The organism is Stenotrophomonas sp. YJH_SMC_73, from assembly GCF_059370155.1.
Window position 1 is genome coordinate 148,264 of record NZ_JCAFTJ010000007.1, and the last position, 16,981, is coordinate 165,244.

The window sequence follows — 16,981 nt, forward strand, 5'->3', positions numbered from 1 at the left end:
CCTTCTTTTTGAACCCAGTGCCTACCTACTAGTAGGTTAATTCTGTCCCTGGAGATGTCCCATGTCCCACCCTCTGTCCACACTTGGCGTGATCCATACCGCTGTCAGCCTGATCCCGGTGTTGAGTGGCCTGTATGCCTTCATTCGCCATCGCGCAATCGATCCCGCCACGCGCGCGGGCAAACTGTACCTGGTGGGGCTGGTGCTGTCGGTGGCCACCTCGTTCACCGTGTCCAGCACGGGCGGGATCAACCCCGGCCACGCATTCGGGGTGATCGTGCTGCTGGTGGCATTCGGCGGCGTGCTGGCCGCGCGGCTGCGCTGGCTGGGGCGCGCCGCGCGTTACCTGTCGACCTTCGCACTGTCGTTCAGCTTCCTGCTCTCGTTGGTGCCCGGCGTCAACGAAACGCTGACCCGCCTGCCGGCAGCGCATCCGATTGCGGCGGCACCGATGGCCCCGGTGGTGCTGCACACGCTGCTGGCCTGCCTGGTGGTGTTCGTGATCGGCTTTGCCGCGCAGTGCTGGAGGCTGCGAAACCGTGCCTTGGCAGGACGATCCTGAGACGCCGCCGGTCACCCCTGCGCGGCAAGTGCGCCCAGCAGTGCCGCCGGTTCGATCAGTGCAGCCGAGCGCGCCGGATCGAGTTGAATGTGCCGGCTGCAGAAGCAGAACGATTGGCCCGCTGCAGGCTCGGGGGTGTTCGCGCTCGCGTCCGGCGTCTCGATCTCCAGCACTTCGTCCACGGCCAGCGCCAGGGTTGCGGTGCCGGCGTTGATCAGCAGCATGGCCGGGCTGCCACCCTCGAATGCCGGTTGGCCGCTCATGCGGCGCAGGTCGACGACGGGTAATGGCTGCCCACGGACCTCCAGGGTCGGCCTGCCGTTGCGGTCTGCAGGGCCGAATGCCTCCGGACCGCGGATTTCGACCGCCGCCTGGATGTCGATGGCGAACAGGACGGTGCCTGCACGCACGACGACGATCTCGAACAGGTCGGCAGGCGATGCGCGTGTTTCCGTTACAGGGTGGGCGGGTACGGGCATGCGATGGGCGTGGCGAAGACGATGGGAAAGGAGATCTGGATGATGACGCCTGGACGCAACGCGCGGCCGCGTCGGCGTGCGCGTGCAAGGCGATGGTTCAGTGTCTATCAGGCGGCTGCGCGTGGCGCGCCGACGGTGCCGACGCGTGGAAAATGCGGACGCAGCAGGCCGACGAGCTGGTCCATGCCCGGAATGGAGTGGCCGAACTCGTCCCAGCGCGCATTCACCAGGCCGGACACCACGATCTGCCCGGTCTCGATGTGGGTCATTGCCCAGTACGGAACGGCACGCGCGCTGATGGCCATGTCCAGTACCGGCACGACGGCAGAATGCGAGCGGCTGTCATGGATGCGGCGCTTGACTGCTTCCAAGGCGTCGGGCGGGCCTTCGATGTACTGGAAAAACCGCTGCCCGTCGACGATCAGCGCACCGGTAACGTCCACCCGGCGATTGAACGTGGCAGATTGCGAGACGATCTGGTGGAGGGCTTGATTGGACAGCTCAGCCGACATGCGGCTGGAGTAAGCAAATGCATGGAGCATGGAAGGGGCTTCTTGTGACGCACGTCACTATACGCACGCAAGCCCGGACCGTCGTGAGGCTTTGCTCACGCCGCGATTGGCTCCGCGCACTGGATCAACAGCCCACCAACCGGTCGGCACCGAGACCGCCGCGATGCTGGCTGCGGTACTCGGTAGGGCTCGCGTCGACCTGACCGCGGAAGTGCCGACGGAACGATTCCTGCGAACCAAAGCCGGCCTGTTCTGCAATCCACTGCAGCGGCCGGTCAGTGGTTTCCAGCAGCTCGCGCGCGAAAGCCACGCGCTCGCGGATCAGCCAGTCGATCGGCGACAGGCCGGTGGCGTCCAGGAACTGCCGCTGCAGCGTGCGTTGGCTGAGCGCGGCCTGCTCGGCGAGGCTGCCCAGCGAGTGGGGCTCGCGCAGGTTGCGGCGCATCCATTCCATCAGCTTTGCCAAGCGGGTGGGCTCGCCGTGGGGAATGGCGCGGCTGACGCGCTGGCTGCGCCCGGCATCACGCCACGGTGCCAGGACCAGCCGTTCGGCCACCAGGTTGGCCACGCGCGCGCCGTAATCCTTGCGCACCATGTGCAGCATCATGTCCATGCCGGTGGCCGAGCCGGCCGAAGTGATGATGCTGCCGGTATCCACGTACAGCGCATCCTCGCGCACATCGATGCGTGGGAACTCGCGTGCCAGCGCTTCGGTGAGGCGCCAGTGGGTGGTGGCCTGGCGGCCATCGAGCAGCCCGGCCCAGGCCAGCACGAAGGCACCGGAGCAGATCGAGGCGATGCGCGCGCCACGTGCGTGGGCACGGATCAGTGCATCGAGCAGTGCCTGCGGTGGGCGCTCGCTGGGTTCGCGCCAACCGGGAATGACGATGATGTCGGCGTCATCAACCGCGCTGAGATCGTAGGGAAGCTGCACCTGCGCATTGCCGAGCATGCGCAGCGCACCGGGTTCGCCCGCGCACAGCTGGGTGCGGTACCAGGCCACGCCGAGTTCCGGCCGCACCGGCGCGAACAGGCCGACCGCGCAGCCGAACTCGAACAGCCCCTGGCCGTGGCAGGCGACGATGGCAACGAGCGGCGCGGTGGGATCGGCGGGTGGGCTGGGCATGGCTTGATGCTACGGGTGGCGGTGCGTGGCGTTGCGTGATGCGCGGGCATGAGGTGATGCCGGGCGGGCATATGGGAACCGGGGTCGGATCCCTTCCGCAGGAAGGGCTCTGACCCCGTGGTGGGGAGGCGTGCGTGGGGTCAGAGCCCTTTCCTATGGAAAGGGATCCGACTCCGTGGGGGACCCTGTGCGTGTGCGCCGCCTAACGTCATTACCAGCGGTCATGTGGGTGGCCGGATGTTACGGCTGGGTGACGCGATCGCGCCTGTCGCACCAGGTGAACAGGCCCTTGAATGGAAGCGTGTTTCCGGCCCCCCCACGAGCCCCCATGCCTGCCGCCCACGCCCCTGTCCTGAGCACTCTCGCTGTTCTGATCACAGCCATCCTTGCCGCCTCGCCCAGCCATGCGGCTGAAGCAGACGCAGATCCTGCTGCCACCGCCGCGACAGCCAACGTGGCAGCGTCCACGCTGGATGCGGTGGTGGTCACCGGCTCACGCACCAGCACGCGCACGGTGAAGAACAGTTCCACGCCCATCGATGTGATCTCTGCAGAGGACCTCGCCGCGACCGGGCAGGGCAACCTGCTGGAAGCGCTGCAGCGCAGCCTGCCGTCGCTGAGCCAGATCGGCGGCTACCAGAGCGACCAGGAGAGCCTGATCCGTGGCTACCAGCTGCGCAACCTGTCGCCGGGCTACACGCTGGTGCTGGTGAACGGCAAGCGCCGCAATGCCAGCGCTTACGTGAGTGGCGCAAACGGTGGTGGCTTTCCGGGCCACGCCTGGGCCGACCTGGCGTTGATTCCGGTCTCGGCCATCGACCACGTGGAAGTGCTGCGCGATGGTGCGTCGGCCATCTATGGCTCGGACGCGATCACCGGCGTGGTCAACGTGATCCTGAAATCGCAGGCGCACGGTGGCGATGTGTCGGTGGAGAGCGGGCAGAGCATCGATGGTGATGGTTCGCGTACCAGCGTGCGCGCCAATGTCGGCCTGCCGTGGGGCCAGGATGGCTTCGTCAACCTGTCCGGCGAGAACACGCGGCAGCACCACGCGATCCGCACCCGGCGCTACATCGATGGCTACCTGAGCTATCCGGCAGTAGATGCCAACGGCAACCGGGTCGCACTGCGCCCGAACAACCGCTTGCCGACGGGTGCATCGCCGAACCCGGCCGAGGCCAACCGCGATGCCGAGGCCAACACCATCCTCAGTTCGCCGTCGTACGCGTTGAAGGCTTTCGCAGTGAATGCAGGCCATGGCCTGGGCGAGAGCGCGCAGTTCTACGCCAACGCCACGGCCAGTGACCGCACCGCGCAGGCGATCCAGAACTTCCGCCTGCCGGCGACCATCTTCACCACCTACAAGGCACCCGGCGTGCTGAGCGTGTTTCCCGATGGCTTCCTGCCGGTGCTGGAGACCAAGGAAAAGCAGTACACCGGCACTGCGGGCGTGAAGGGGCAGATCGCGGGCTGGGATTACGACGCCAGCCTGACCGGCAACCGCAGCACGGTGCGCACCTATACCCGCAATTCGGTTAACTACTCGCTGCCGTATCCCGGTTCGCCCACTGACTTCTATGACGGCAAGCTGGACTATCAGCAGGGGATCGCCAACCTCGACCTGCGCCGTGGCTTCGAGGTGGCGGCCTTTGCGTCGCCGCTGGAAGTGAGCGCAGGCGCCGAGTACCAGCACGAACAGTACGAACGCGGGGCCGGGCAGTGGGAGTCGTACACCGGCTTCGGTGCAGCCGCGTTCGTGGGCTACTCCACCGCCGATGCGGTGAAGGCGACGCGCAACAGCAAGGCGGTCTATGTGGGCGCGGCCAGCAACATCACCTCGCGCTGGTATCTGGATGCCGCGGCGCGCTGGGAAGATCATTCCGACTTCGGCAGTGTCTCCACTGGCCGCCTGACCACGCGCTTCGACTTCACCGACGCGTTGGGTGTACGCGCGACGGTCAGCAACGGCTTCCATGCGCCCAGCCTGGGCGCACAGTTCTACCAGGCCACGGGCAGCTGCCCGTGCGGGACCACGCTGGTGGCGCAGGCGTCTTCACCGGCGGCGGTTGCGCTGGGTGCTACGCCGCTGAAGCCCGAGAAAGCCACCAACTACAGCCTGGGCGTGACCTGGGACCCGAGCCCTGCATTCCATCTGGCCGTGGATGCGTACCAGATCGACATCCGTGGCCAGCTGGGCCAGTCCAGCCAGATCGGCTACAACGCGCAGGATCCGGCGCGCATCACCGACAACAGCGGTACGGTGCTGAGCGCGGCGCAGAAGAACACCATCGATGCGCTGCTGGGTTCCGCCGGCATCAGCATCCTGCCGGGTGATGCGTTCTACGCCAGCTATTTCACCAATGTGGGCAATACGCGCACGCGCGGTGTCGAGCTGACCCTGGAAGCCAACCAGGACACTGCGTGGGGCAAGCTGCGCTGGAGCTACGCGGCCAACGTCGGCCGTACCACCATCCAGAAGGTGAGCGACATTCCGGCGGCGCTGCAGGGGCTGCCGAACATCAACCTGCTGACCAAGAGCAGCGAATACGCGCTGCGCTTCCGCACGCCCAGCTACACCCAGGTAGCCGGGCTGGGCTGGCAGAACGGGCGCTGGCGCTCGAACGTCGATTTCACCTACTACGGCCCGATCAAGCGCCTGAACAACGGCGTGGAGTACAAGCAGCCGCCGGTGCTGGTGACCAACCTGTCCGGCGGCGTGGAGCTGGGGGCGGGCTGGAGCGCGGCGCTGGGGATCAACAATGTGTTCGACAAGCGCACGCGCGAGGTGCCCGCGTATGCGCGCAGTGCCACCGATGTGGCGAGCATCGAGACGACGTGGGACAGCGGCGACGCGTTGGGCAACGTCGGGGCGTATTGGTATGGGCGGATCAGTTACCGGTTCTGATCTGGGGCAGCCGAGCATGGCTCGGCTCTACAAAGGCGGGAAGCAGCCGAGCATGGCTCGGCTCTACAAAGGCGGGAAGCAGCCGAGCATGGCTCGGCTCTACAAAAGACGAAGGGCGGCCGGAGGTAGTTCGGCATTATCGAGGAGCAGTTCATGTCTTCTGCATTGAAGGTGGTTGCATTGGTGGGGTCGCCGATCAGTTCGGCGACATCGCGCACGTTGCTGCTGGTGCGGCATCTGCTGGCGTCGCTGCAGCAACGCGTGCATGCCAGCGTGGAGCTGGTGGAGCTGGCGCCGATCGCGCGCTCGCTGGGCCAGTCGTTGTCGCGCGATGAGGCGGGGCCGGAGGTGGAGCAGGCGCTGCAGAGCATCGAGGCCGCAGAGCTGCTGGTGGTGGCCGCGCCGGTCTATCGCGGCTCGTATCCCGGGTTGTTCAAGCACCTGGTCGACTTCGTCGGGCTGGAGGCGCTGGTGGATACGCCGGTGCTGCTGGCGGCGACCGGTGGCAGCGAGCGCCATGCGCTGGTGATCGACCACCAGTTGCGGCCGTTGTTCAGTTTCCTGCAGGCGCACACGCTGCCGATCGGGGTGTATGCCACGCCTGCCGACTTCGACGGCGAGCACATCAACAGTGCTGCCTTGCAGGCACGCATCGCGCTGGCAGCCGAGCGTGCGGCCGGCCACCTGGCGACGCAGGCGCTGGCGGTAGCGGCGCCGCTGCGACGCATCGCCTGACGCCATAACCGGCGGCGCTTTGCTTATGGCCACGCTGCATCTGCATGGCCGGATCTGACCGCCGATTGTCGCCAGGCGTCGCTGCCGCAGCCGCCGGCATCTCTAGCATCGATATCGAAGCGGCATCGCATTGCCGGCCCAGATGAGGACCCCCCCAGTGAAGCTCGACGCAGCAAGCAAACCCATCCTGTTCCTGCTCGATCGCGAGTTCGAGGACGGCCAGATTCCCGGCCAGCGCTTCTTCTGCCGGCACAGCCTGTTGCTGGAAGGTGCACTGTCGAGCATCGACGGCCTTGATGCGCAGCTGGACGTACGTCGCATCGGCTTCGCGCGGCCGCGCCGCGAGGTGATCGCCGAGATCGGCGAGCAGGACCAGTCGTTGCCCAAGCTGGTGCTGCCGCAGGGCGTACGCAGCGACCTGGCCAGTGGCGCGCACCAGGACCGGCAGTACATCTCCGGTGCCGAACCGATCCTGGCCGCACTGAACGGATTGCTCGGCATTCCCGTGGCCCACCCCTGAGCGAGGACGCGACCGTGAGCTATCAGATCAGCGTGCTGGACAAGAGCCCGGTAGCCGAGGGCGCTTCGCCGGAGCAGGCGCTGCGCAACAGCCTGCAGCTGGCGCAGCGCGCCGAACAGCTGGGCTATCACCGCTACTGGTTTGCCGAGCACCATGCCGCACCGACGTTGGCCAGCCCTGCACCGGAAGTGCTGGCGGCCTGGGTGCTGGCGCAGACCCGGCGCATCCGCATCGGCAGTGGCGGGGTGATGCTGCGCCACTACGCGCCGTACAAGGTGGCGGAGAACTTCAACCTGCTGGCGGCGCTGGCGCCGGGGCGCGTCGATCTGGGCGTGGGCAAGGCCCCCGGCGGCCTGCCGGCCTCGACTGCCGCGCTGGCAGCCGGGCGTCCGCCGTTCGCCGACTTCGACCAGCAACTGCGCGACCTGGAGGGTTATCTGGCCGGCGCCGAAAGCGAGGCGCTGGCGCGGCCGGTTCCGCAGCAGGCGGCGGAGCGTTTCCTGCTCGGCGCAAGTCCACAGAGCGCAAAGCAGGCGGCCGAACTGGGCTGGCGCTTCGTCTACGCCGCGCACTTCGATGGTGACCCGAAGCACATCGAGGCCGCGTTCGACGCCTATCGCAGCGTCGCCTCGCAGCCACCGCTGCTGGCCACGGTGGCCTTCGCCGCACCGACTGCGGAAGCCGCTTCGCGTCATATCGGTGCGCTGCGCGTCTACAAGCTGCACCTCGGTCCCGGGCAGGCGGTGAACCTGCCCAGCGCCGAGGCAGCTGCCGAGTACGCGCGCCAGGTGGGGGTGGCCGACTTCCGCATCGAGGAAACGCGCCCCAGCGTGCTGTCCGGTGATGCGCAGCACGTGCGTGACGAACTGGATGCGCTGCACCGGCGTTTCGGCGTGGGCGAGTTCATCCTCGATGCGCCGGTGGCCGACCTCGACGCACGCCTGACATCCCTTGAACTGCTGTCGCCCGCGCCGCGCGCGGCGGTGGCCTGACCTGCAGGAGCGTTTCCCATGAGCACGACCCCGCGCCACATTCCGTTCGGCATCATGCTGCAGGGCCCCGGCAGCCACATGCATGCCTGGAAGCACCCGTCCAACCCGGCCGATGCCAGCGTCAACCTGCAGTTCTACATCGACATCGCGCGCACCGCCGAAGACAATGGCATCGCCTTCGGCTTCGTGGCCGACGGCCTGTACATCAACGAGAAGTCGATCCCGCATTTCCTCAACCGCTTCGAGCCGATCTCGCTGCTGTCGGCGCTGGCCACGGCCACGAAGAAGATCGGCCTGGCCGGCACGCTGTCGACGTCCTACAGCGACCCATTCACCGTCGCCCGCCAGTTCGCCTCGCTGGATCTGCTCAGCGGCGGCCGCGCCGGCTGGAACGTGGTGACGTCGCCGTTGGAGGGCTCGGGTCGCAATTATGGCCGCCCACATCCCGAGCATGCACTGCGCTACCAGATCGCCGACGAGTACCTGGAGGTGGTGCAGGGGCTGTGGGATTCCTGGGATGACGATGCCTTCGTGCGCGAGCGCGACAGCGGTACGTTCTTCGCGCCGGAAAAGTTCCGCCGCCTCGACCACAAGGGCCGCTTCTTCCAGGTGGAAGGCCCGCTCAACATCCAGCGTTCGCCACAGGGCCAGCCGGTGATCTTCCAGGCCGGTTCATCCGACGATGGCATCGCGCTGGCCGGCAAGTACGCCGATGCGGTGTTCACCCATTCGCCATCGCTGGAAGAAACCCGCGCGTTCACCCAGAAGGTGAAGAACTCGGCGATCGCGCATGGCCGCAGCGGCAACGACGTGAAGATCTTCCCGGGCATCGGCCCCATCGTTGGTCGTACCGCAGGGGAGGCTGAAGCCAAGTACCAGGCGATCGCCGCACTGGCCACGCTGGAGGATGCACTGGCCTACCTGGGACGCTTCTTCGACCACCACGATTTCAGCCAGTACGATCCGGACGCGCCGTTCCCGGACCTGGGTGAGATCGGCAGCAACTCGTTCCGTTCCACCACCGACCGCATCAAGCAGGATGCGCGGGAGAAGGGGCTGAGCCTGCGCCAGGTGGCATTGGAAGCAGTGAGCCCACGACCGAACTTCATCGGTACGCCGGAGCGCGTGGCCGATGAGCTGATCCGCTGGTTCGATGCCGGTGCCAGCGACGGCTTCATCCTCGGTTTTGCGGCACAGCGCGAAGGCCTGGACGATTTCGTGACCCAGGTGCTGCCGATCCTGCAGGCGCGCGGCTACCACCAGCGCGAGCTGGAAGGGCAGACCCTGCGCGAGCATCTGGGCCTGCCGTACAAGGCCAGCCGCCATTCGACCGATGCCGAGCCGGCGCGGAAGGCGGGGTAGGGCAATGAGCGGAGACACTGCGGCAGCAACGGGCCATGCCCGGCGGGATTCCCAAACGACGGGCGTATTGCCCGAGATCGCGGCACGCGCCGAGGCCACCATCGCGATCCGCCATGACCTGCACCGCCACCCGGAGCTGGCCTTCGAGGAGCACCGCACCAGCGCCCGTGTGGCCGAGTTGCTGCAGCAGTGGGGCTATGAGGTGACCACCGGTCTCGGCGGCACCGGCGTGGTCGGCACGTTGCAGCGTGGGCAGGGGGGCCGTCGGCTGGGGCTGCGTGCGGACATCGATGCCTTGCCGATCCACGAAGATTCGGGGCTGGCCTACGCCAGCCAGACCGACGGCCTGATGCATGCCTGCGGCCATGATGGTCACACCGCCATCCTGTTGTCCGCCGCGCATTACCTGGCCCATCACGGCACTATCGACGGCACCTTGCAGCTGGTGTTCCAGCCAGCCGAGGAAACCGGCTCGGGTGCATCGAAGATGATCGCCGATGGCCTGTTCGAGCGCTTCCCGGTGGATGCGATCTATGGGCTGCACAACTGGCCGGGCGTGCCGGTGGGCCACTTCGGCTTCGTCGACGGCCCGGCGATGGCGTCGGTCGACTGGGCGCGGCTGAAGGTGATCGGCAAGGGCGGCCACGGTGCCGAGCCGCAGGGCAGCGTGGACCCGATCCTGGTCGCCGCGCACATCATCACTGCATTGCAGAGTGTGGTGTCGCGCAATGTCGACCCGCGGCAGATGGGCGTGGTCACCGTCGGTTCGATCCATGGTGGGCAGGCCGCCAATGTGATTCCGGACGTGGTCGAGCTGAAGCTGACCGTGCGCGCCTACCTGCCCGAGGTGCGCGACACGCTGCGCCGCCGGGTGACCGGAATTGCCGAGCAGACCGCTGCCGCTTTCGGGGCACGCGCCGAAATCGAGTTCCCGCGTGGCTTCCCCAGCGTGATCAACCACCCGCAGCAGACCGCCTACATCCGCGACGTGACCATACAGGGCTTCGGCCACGAACAGGTGGTGCCGGAGTTCGCGCCGCGCACCGCCAGCGAGGACTTCGCTTTCCTGTTGCAGGCGCGGCCCGGGAGTTTCGTGTTCGTCGGCAACGGCGACAGCGCGCCGTTGCACAGCCCGCGCTATGTGTTCAACGACGCGGCCATCGCACCGGCCGCCAGCCTGTGGGCGCGACTGGCCGAAGACTATCTGGTGAAGGACGTGGCATGAGCAGCAACGAACGCTTCCTCTATACCTCGGTGGATGATCCATTGGCGCGGCCGCTGTTCGATGGCCTGGAGCAGGAGTACGACAGCCGTTACGCCGACGTGCGCCGACGCATCGGCGGCAGCGCCCGCGAGGAGCTGCAACGCTATCCGGCGCAGGCCTTCGCGGCGCCGGTAGGCGCGTTCGTGCTGCTGCTGCGCGATGGTGTGGCGATCTCCGGCGGCGCCTTCATGCCGCACCGCGATCCGGACACCGCCGAATTCAAACGCATCTGGACGCTGCCCGGGCTGCGCAGGCAGGGCATCGCGCGTCGCGTGCTTCAGGAACTGGAAGACCAGGCGGCGCGGCAAGGGTACCGTCGGGTGTTCCTGACCACCGGCTTCCGCCAGCCTGAAGCCGTCGGCCTGTACCTCAGCCACGGCTATACCGCGCTGTTCGACCTGCAGGCCGACCCGGAAACCATCGCGCATCTGCCGTTCGAGAAGCATCTACGTGCGCCGGCGCCAGTGCTTTCGCCGTCGCAGACCGTGTTGCACGGAGCCCACGCATGAGCACGCCTTCGACTGCGCTGGATGGCATTGCCGCACCCCCCGCGCCAGCACCGGCGCTGAAGATCGTGCCGGCCCGGCATCCGCTGCAGGTCTTCGGCACGGTGCTGGCACTGGCGCTGATCCTGATCGGGCTGCAATCCGTGCTGGGCAATCCGCGCTGGGGCTGGGGCACGTTCGCCGAGTGGTTCTTCGCACGGCCTGTACTGGAAGGCCTGGGTCGCACGCTGCTGCTGACCGCGCTCGGTACCGGCCTCGGCTTCGCGCTGGGTACCTTGCTGGCGCTGGCCCGCGTGTCCGGCTCGCCGCTGCTGTCGGCGGTGTCCTGGGGCTATGTATGGCTGTTCCGCTCGATCCCGCTGCTGGTGCTGTTGCTGCTGCTGAACAACCTGGGCTACCTGTACAGCACCATCGAACTGGGCGTGCCGTTCACCGGCATCAGCCTGTTCTCGTACCCGACCACGCAGCTGATCGGCGTGTTCACCGCCGCAGTGCTGGGCCTCACCTTGAATCAGGCCGCGTTCTCGGCCGAAGTGATCCGCGGTGGCATCCTCTCGGTCGACCATGGCCAGTACGAGGCGGCAGCGGCACTTGGCCTGCCGCGTAGCCGCCAGGTGCGCCGCATCATCCTGCCGCAGGCGATGCGTTCGATCCTGCCGGCCGCGTTCAACGATGTGATCGGCCTGGCCAAGAGCACCTCGGTGGTCTACGTGCTGGCGCTGCCGGAGCTGTTCTACACCGTGCAGGTGATCTACCGCCGCAATCTGGAAGTGGTGCCGCTGCTGATGGTGGCCACGGTCTGGTACCTGGTGATACTTACCGTGCTGTCGCTGTTGCAGCGGCGCGTGGAGCAACGCTTCGCGCGCGGCCAGCTGCAGCGCGAGCGCTCGGTGTCGCGGGTGTCATCGCCCCCGCGTGTGCAGAGCGAAGCCGCACCGCGCGTAGCAAGCCGCCCGCGTATCGCCACCCAGGTTGAAGCGGGCGAGGGCGCGGCGGTGTCGCTGCATGGCGTAGGCAAGGTGTTTGGCGACCAGCCGGTGCTGGAAGACGTGAACCTGGACCTGCGCGCCGGCAGCGTGACCGTGCTGATCGGCCCTTCGGGCGCCGGCAAGTCCACGCTGCTGCGGCTGATCAACCACCTGGAACGCGCCGACGGCGGTTACGTGACTGTCGGCGGCCAGCTGATCGGCTACCGCCGCGAGGGCGACACCCTGTACGAGCTGCCCGAGCGCGAGATCCGACGCCGCCGTGCGGAAGTGGGCATGGTGTTCCAGGGCTTCAACCTGTTCCCGCACCTGACCGCGCTGGAGAACATCATCGAGGCACCGATCGCGGTGCGTGGCGTGCCGCGCGCGCAGGCCGAGCAGCAGGCGCGCACGCTGCTGGAACGGGTCGGCCTGGCCGACAAGGCCGATGCCTTCCCGCGCCAGCTGTCCGGTGGCCAGCAGCAGCGCATCGCAATTGCCCGCGCGCTGGCCCTGCAGCCGAAGGTGCTGTTGTTCGATGAACCGACCTCGGCGCTGGACCCGGAGCTGGTAGCCGAGGTGCTGAGCGTGATCGAGGAGCTGGCCCGCTCCGGCACCACGCTGGTGATCGTCACCCATGAGCTGAGCTTCGCCCGCCGCGTAGCCGACCACGTGGTGATGATGGACCAGGGCCGGGTGATCGAGCAGGGCACGCCCGAGGTGCTGTTCGAACGCCCGCGCCAGCAGCGCACCGCCGATTTCCTGGCCAAGACCCTGTAACCGAGAAAGGAACACCATGAGCCCTGCAGCACCGCGTCGTCCCTCACGCAGCACCCTGTTGATCGTGGGCGTGCTGGTCATCGGCATCACCGGTATCGTCTATTCGCGCGTGCGGCAGGCACCGGATGCCGGCACCGTGGCCGCGACCAGCCTGGCCGGTGCGAACACGGCGGTGTTGAAAGGCACGTTCGATCCAGAGGCGCAGTCATTGATCCCCAAGGGGTATCGCTTCGTCACGCCCGGGTCCTTCACCGTGGCCACCCATCCAGGGCAGCTGCCGCTGGCCGACTACGGGGCCGACAGCAAGGACGTTGTGGGCATCGAGCCCGACATCGCGCGCCTGATCGCCGATGCGCTGGGCCTGAAGCTGGTGATCGTGCCGGTGGCCTGGGCCGACTGGCCGCTGGGTCTGGAATCAGGCAAGTACGATGCGGTGCTGTCCAACGTGACGGTTACCGAAGAGCGCAAGAAGAAGTTCGATTTCTCCAGCTACCGTTTCGACCTGCTGGGCATCTACACGCGCGCAGACGGGCCGATCCAGAAGATCGAGAAGCCGGCCGATGTGGCCGGGCTGAAGGTGGTGGTGGGTGCCAGCACCAACCAGGACCAGATCCTGCGGCAGTGGGACCAGCAGAACATCGCGGCGGGATTGAAACCGGTGGAGTACCAGTACTTCGATGACGCCGTGGTCGGGCGGCTGGCGGTGATCACCGGCCGTGCCGATGTGTCGTTCGAGCCCAACGCCACCGGCGCCTATTCCGCACGCGACGGTAAGGTGCGGCGCGTCGGCCTGTTCCCCGGTGGCTGGCCGAACGCTGCGGCGATCTCGGTGACCACGCGCAAGGGCAGCGGCCTGGCTGATGCAGTGACGCAGGCGCTGAACACCCAGATCGCCAGTGGCACCTACGCGCAGGCGCTGAAACGGTGGAACGTGGCCGAGGAAGCCGTGCCGCAGTCGCAGACCAACCCGCCGGGATTGCCGACGTTGCAATGACACCGGGCGTGGCCCGGCGCGACCTTCGCTTCTGTAGAGCCGAGCGATGCTCGGCTGCTTTACCAACGCGCCTCCAGCGTTCTGAACGGTTTCGCCAGGCGCACGCCCTCGGCGTCGAAGTCGGAAACGCTGCGTCCGTCCACACGCACCGTCTTCGGCATCGTGCGCGCCGGCCACCAGACCTTCACCGCCGTTCCGCCGCGCAGCCCTTTGCCAAGCCCCACCGTCAGCACCCCGTCGCGCTGCAGCGCCTGCATCTGCAATGTGCCATACGCTGTCGGCAGGCGTTCCACCGTCAATCCATCCCCCGCCACCCACGAGGGCGGTGTGCCCGGCAGCAGCGAGAGCGCATCATCGTCTTCGCGCATCAGCATGCCGAACAGGGTGCGGCCGTATTCGGCGCCGATCCAGGTATGCGGCATGTCGCCGAGGTAGCGCGGGAAGCGCAGCCGTGAATGCACTACTTCGGCCAGTACCTGCCATTCAAGCGGGCGCCGGTCATGAAGCAGGCCCTGCAGCAGCTCGTCAGCCACGTCTGGCTGGCCCAGGTGCACATAGCTCAGCACGTTGCGGATCTCGTACGGCGTGTAGGCATACAGCGCACCGGGCTGGCTGCGCTTGCGCACGTCTTCCAGGTAGCGGGCGAAGGTGGTCCGCAACGCATCTGCCGGCAACACGCTCTGCGCGCCGGTCGGGTCCAGGGCGATCGACACGCCCGTGGGGTCACCATCGCCAAGATCGGCCGATGACGGAATGAAGTCGATGCCCTTCCACGCCATCGTTGCGCGGATCGAGGCACGCAATGCGTCGTACAGCGCTTTGTACTGCTCGCGCGCCCAACGGGCGGTTTCGTGGTCGCCCAGCGCCTCGGCCAGCCACGCGCCGTCGTGCCACCCCTTCAGGCCCCAATAGTCATCCCAGTAGCTGTGGGTGGGTGATGGATAGCCCTCATGGCTGATCGATGGTGCAAGGATGCCCGCAAAGCGTTCCGGGGCAGGCTGGTCAGCCTTGTAACCGGGCACCAGCGTGCGCTCGCGCAGTTCCTGCAGGAAGTGCAGCGCGGCCTTCACCTTCGGCAGGTAGTCACGCACCGACTCGGGTCCGCCATCCAGCCGTGCAACGTCGGCGACCAGCGCCACGTACTGGCCCTGGCTGTCGTACTCGATGTCCGAACCGAAGCCGGTGTTGACGCTGCCATCGTCATTGAGGATCGGCGAGACCAGGCCGTTGGCATGTACGCCGTGTTCGCTGTACCAGGCCAGGTAGTCGCGCGCGACCTTGGCCTCGCCCATGCGCAGCAGCACGGCCGAGGTGGCCATGCCGTCGCGGATGAAGGAGCGGTTGTAGTTGCGCGGGCCGGGCTGCATCGCCGGGCCGGTCTGGTTGATCAGCATGTAGGCGGCCTGCGCGCGCAGCATGTCCACCAGTGATGGGTCGGGCAGGCGCAGGCCGACCTGGCCCAGCCGTGCCTGCCAGTCCGCGGACGCCTGCGTGGCCAGTGAATCGAACGCCGCATTGGCATCGCGGGGAAGCGTGGCCAGATCCAGCGCAGGCGCTTCGGGCAGCACGCCATTGGCATCCGCGGCGGCGGTGCCCAACGGGAACGCGACCACGATGGCATCGCTGGTTCCCGGCGCCAACGAGACGCGGTAGTCCAACGCAGCCGAGGCAAGACCCTGGTCATCATGCGCCTGTTGCGCGGAAGGCCGTTGGCCGGCAGCGATGTCCGCGGTGATTTCCGTGGCGCCATCCCTGCCGAACGGCGCCGCGCCGGACGCAGCCACTGGCGTGAGCGACTGCAGCAGCGTGCGGCCATTGATGCGCACGGATTGCCTGTCGATGGCCACATCGCGGATCGGCGACAGCCCGCCGTTCTGCCATGGCGGGTTCATCTGCATCGGGCGCACGACCAGGCTGAGCGTGCCGTCGATCCGGGTTTTTCCGGTGTTGTGCAGGCGATGACGCAGGAACGTTACCGGCTGGCCGTTGCGCTCGATGGCGAATACCTCGCTGCGCAACTCCAGCCCGGGCTGCGGTGACCACGTAGCGGAGGGCATCGGCTTCCAGCCGTCGCGCAGGGCATGCTGCATGGCCTGCGCGGCGGCGCCGGCGGTTTGGCCATCGGCATTGCGCCAGATCGGCTGCACCAACGGCGCGCCCTTGAAGGCTTCCAGATTGCCGTATTCGTCGAAGATCGATTTCTGTCGTCCTGCGTGCACACCGACGGCCGTCCAATAAGTCTGCTGCATCTGCAGCGACGCCGGGAACAGCGCACGCTGCGCGCCGCTGGCAGCGATCTGGTAGCGCTTCATCGGCGTCATCACGGCTTTCGGGCCGAGCAGGCGCAGGCGCGCGATCTGCGGTGCAGCGCCGTCCACGCTCAGGCGGAATGTACGTAAGGGTTGTGCTGCAGTGGCGGCCAGCCAGCTTTGCCGATGATTGGCCGCTTGTGCATCGTGTGCGAGGTCCTGCCAACGGCCCTGTGCATCCTGCACCTGCAGTCGCGCGGCGCCGCGCGCGCCATCGGCCCAGTCGACGACCAGGCCAGCCGTTGATTGGGCCCGCGGCAGCGTGATCTCGAACGTATGGGATCCATTTGCCCCGGCCGGCATCGCGACGGTGCCGCCGCCTTGCCAGAGCGCCGCTGCCTGCGTTGCATCGATACCGCTGATGCGTGCGCTGAGCGTGCTGTCCAGTGGCTCCATCTCGAAGATCGACACGCCCCAATCGGAGGTGCGCTGCGGGCTGGCCAGCCGCAGGTAGCGTGCCTGCCGCGGCGCGAAGTACAGCGTTTCCACGTCGCCCAGCGAATCGGCCATCGTGTACGCGGTCTGCCACTGCGTGCCGTCCAGCGAGGTCTGCAGTGAATAGCCTTCCGGGTTGGAGACATCCCAGGTAAGGCGCGCACCGGCCAGCAGGGTGGGCGCGCCCAGATCGATCTGGAACCAGTGGCCGGGGCTGAAGGCGCCGCCGGTCACGGTCTTCGGGTCGCCGTCGATCAGGTGGCCGATCGCCATCGCCGGTACCTGCTGCGAGGAACTGCTGGCCTGCCATTGGCTGCGCGGGGGGAGGGTCTGTGCCTGTGCGCTGGAGGCCAGGGCGGCCAACAGCAGGGCGGCGGCAGATCGCCATGGGATAGCTGAGCGGGAGACCTTGGAGCGTTCGGCGCGCAACGTCATTACGGACTGCCTCGCAGGTTCGACCGGAATCGGGCGAGCGCTACGCTAGCAAGGGATGTAATCGGTTACATGACGCACTGCAGCGCCGCAGGCCGCTTCC

The 16,981-nt window shown here is 67.3% G+C and carries 14 protein-coding genes; 10 read left to right on the plus strand and 4 right to left on the minus strand.

Features of this window, described 5'->3' with window-relative positions:
• Positions 1 to 61: 61 nt before the first annotated feature.
• Positions 62 to 562, plus strand: a complete 501-nt coding sequence (locus AC5P8R_RS13160; protein ID WP_057494058.1) for a hypothetical protein — start codon at positions 62 to 64, stop codon at positions 560 to 562.
• 11 nt (positions 563 to 573) lie between these two features.
• Here AC5P8R_RS13160 and AC5P8R_RS13165 read toward each other — a convergent pair whose 3' ends face one another.
• The 3 genes from AC5P8R_RS13165 to ftrA form a co-directional block, all read right to left on the minus strand.
• Positions 574 to 1,041 (minus strand): chemotaxis protein CheW, encoded by a 468-nt coding sequence (locus tag AC5P8R_RS13165; protein WP_481442703.1) that lies wholly within the window; start codon positions 1,039 to 1,041, stop codon positions 574 to 576.
• Between the two features lie 107 nt (positions 1,042 to 1,148).
• On the minus strand, positions 1,149 to 1,583 hold the full coding sequence (locus AC5P8R_RS13170; RefSeq protein WP_049440768.1) for a BLUF domain-containing protein: 435 nt from the start codon (positions 1,581 to 1,583) through the stop codon (positions 1,149 to 1,151).
• Positions 1,584 to 1,677: 94 nt separating this feature from the next.
• A complete protein-coding gene (gene ftrA / locus AC5P8R_RS13175) occupies positions 1,678 to 2,679 on the minus strand; it encodes a transcriptional regulator FtrA (RefSeq protein ID WP_014646895.1) in 1,002 nt (333 codons plus the stop codon).
• Between the two features lie 328 nt (positions 2,680 to 3,007).
• Between ftrA and AC5P8R_RS13180 the strand changes: the two genes are divergently transcribed.
• The 9 genes from AC5P8R_RS13180 to AC5P8R_RS13220 all read left to right on the plus strand — a co-directional run bounded on the left by AC5P8R_RS13180 (position 3,008) and on the right by AC5P8R_RS13220 (position 13,702).
• The gene (locus AC5P8R_RS13180; RefSeq protein WP_495223515.1) at positions 3,008 to 5,584 is read left to right on the plus strand and encodes a TonB-dependent receptor plug domain-containing protein; all 2,577 of its coding nucleotides are present in this window, start codon (positions 3,008 to 3,010) and stop codon (positions 5,582 to 5,584) included.
• A gap of 153 nt (positions 5,585 to 5,737) precedes the next feature.
• Positions 5,738 to 6,319 carry an FMN reductase gene (msuE, locus tag AC5P8R_RS13185; protein WP_014646897.1) on the plus strand — a complete coding sequence of 194 codons (582 nt, stop codon included), beginning with the start codon at positions 5,738 to 5,740 and terminating at the stop codon, positions 6,317 to 6,319.
• Positions 6,320 to 6,476: 157 nt separating this feature from the next.
• Positions 6,477 to 6,839, plus strand: coding sequence for a DUF3088 family protein (locus AC5P8R_RS13190; protein ID WP_197574368.1), 363 nt, complete (start codon positions 6,477 to 6,479; stop codon positions 6,837 to 6,839).
• 14 nt (positions 6,840 to 6,853) lie between these two features.
• Positions 6,854 to 7,831: an MsnO8 family LLM class oxidoreductase gene (locus AC5P8R_RS13195; protein WP_014646899.1), complete on the plus strand. Its 978-nt coding sequence runs from the start codon at positions 6,854 to 6,856 to the stop codon at positions 7,829 to 7,831.
• Positions 7,832 to 7,849: 18 nt separating this feature from the next.
• Positions 7,850 to 9,193 (plus strand): LLM class flavin-dependent oxidoreductase, encoded by a 1,344-nt coding sequence (locus AC5P8R_RS13200; RefSeq protein ID WP_014646900.1) that lies wholly within the window; start codon positions 7,850 to 7,852, stop codon positions 9,191 to 9,193.
• Positions 9,194 to 9,197: 4 nt separating this feature from the next.
• A complete protein-coding gene (locus tag AC5P8R_RS13205) occupies positions 9,198 to 10,418 on the plus strand; it encodes a M20 aminoacylase family protein (RefSeq protein ID WP_495223516.1) in 1,221 nt (406 codons plus the stop codon).
• Positions 10,415 to 10,966, plus strand: coding sequence for a GNAT family N-acetyltransferase (locus AC5P8R_RS13210; RefSeq protein ID WP_014646902.1), 552 nt, complete (start codon positions 10,415 to 10,417; stop codon positions 10,964 to 10,966). Before AC5P8R_RS13205 ends, AC5P8R_RS13210 begins: the two co-directional genes overlap by 4 nt.
• Positions 10,963 to 12,708, plus strand: coding sequence for an amino acid ABC transporter permease/ATP-binding protein (locus AC5P8R_RS13215; RefSeq protein ID WP_481440546.1), 1,746 nt, complete (start codon positions 10,963 to 10,965; stop codon positions 12,706 to 12,708). The genes AC5P8R_RS13210 and AC5P8R_RS13215 overlap by 4 nt, the downstream gene beginning before the upstream one ends.
• 16 nt (positions 12,709 to 12,724) lie before the next feature.
• Positions 12,725 to 13,702: an ABC transporter substrate-binding protein gene (locus tag AC5P8R_RS13220; protein WP_014646904.1), complete on the plus strand. Its 978-nt coding sequence runs from the start codon at positions 12,725 to 12,727 to the stop codon at positions 13,700 to 13,702.
• Between the two features lie 59 nt (positions 13,703 to 13,761).
• Here AC5P8R_RS13220 and AC5P8R_RS13225 read toward each other — a convergent pair whose 3' ends face one another.
• Positions 13,762 to 16,881 carry a galactose-binding domain-containing protein gene (locus AC5P8R_RS13225; RefSeq protein ID WP_495223517.1) on the minus strand — a complete coding sequence of 1,040 codons (3,120 nt, stop codon included), beginning with the start codon at positions 16,879 to 16,881 and terminating at the stop codon, positions 13,762 to 13,764.
• Positions 16,882 to 16,981 lie beyond the last annotated feature (100 nt).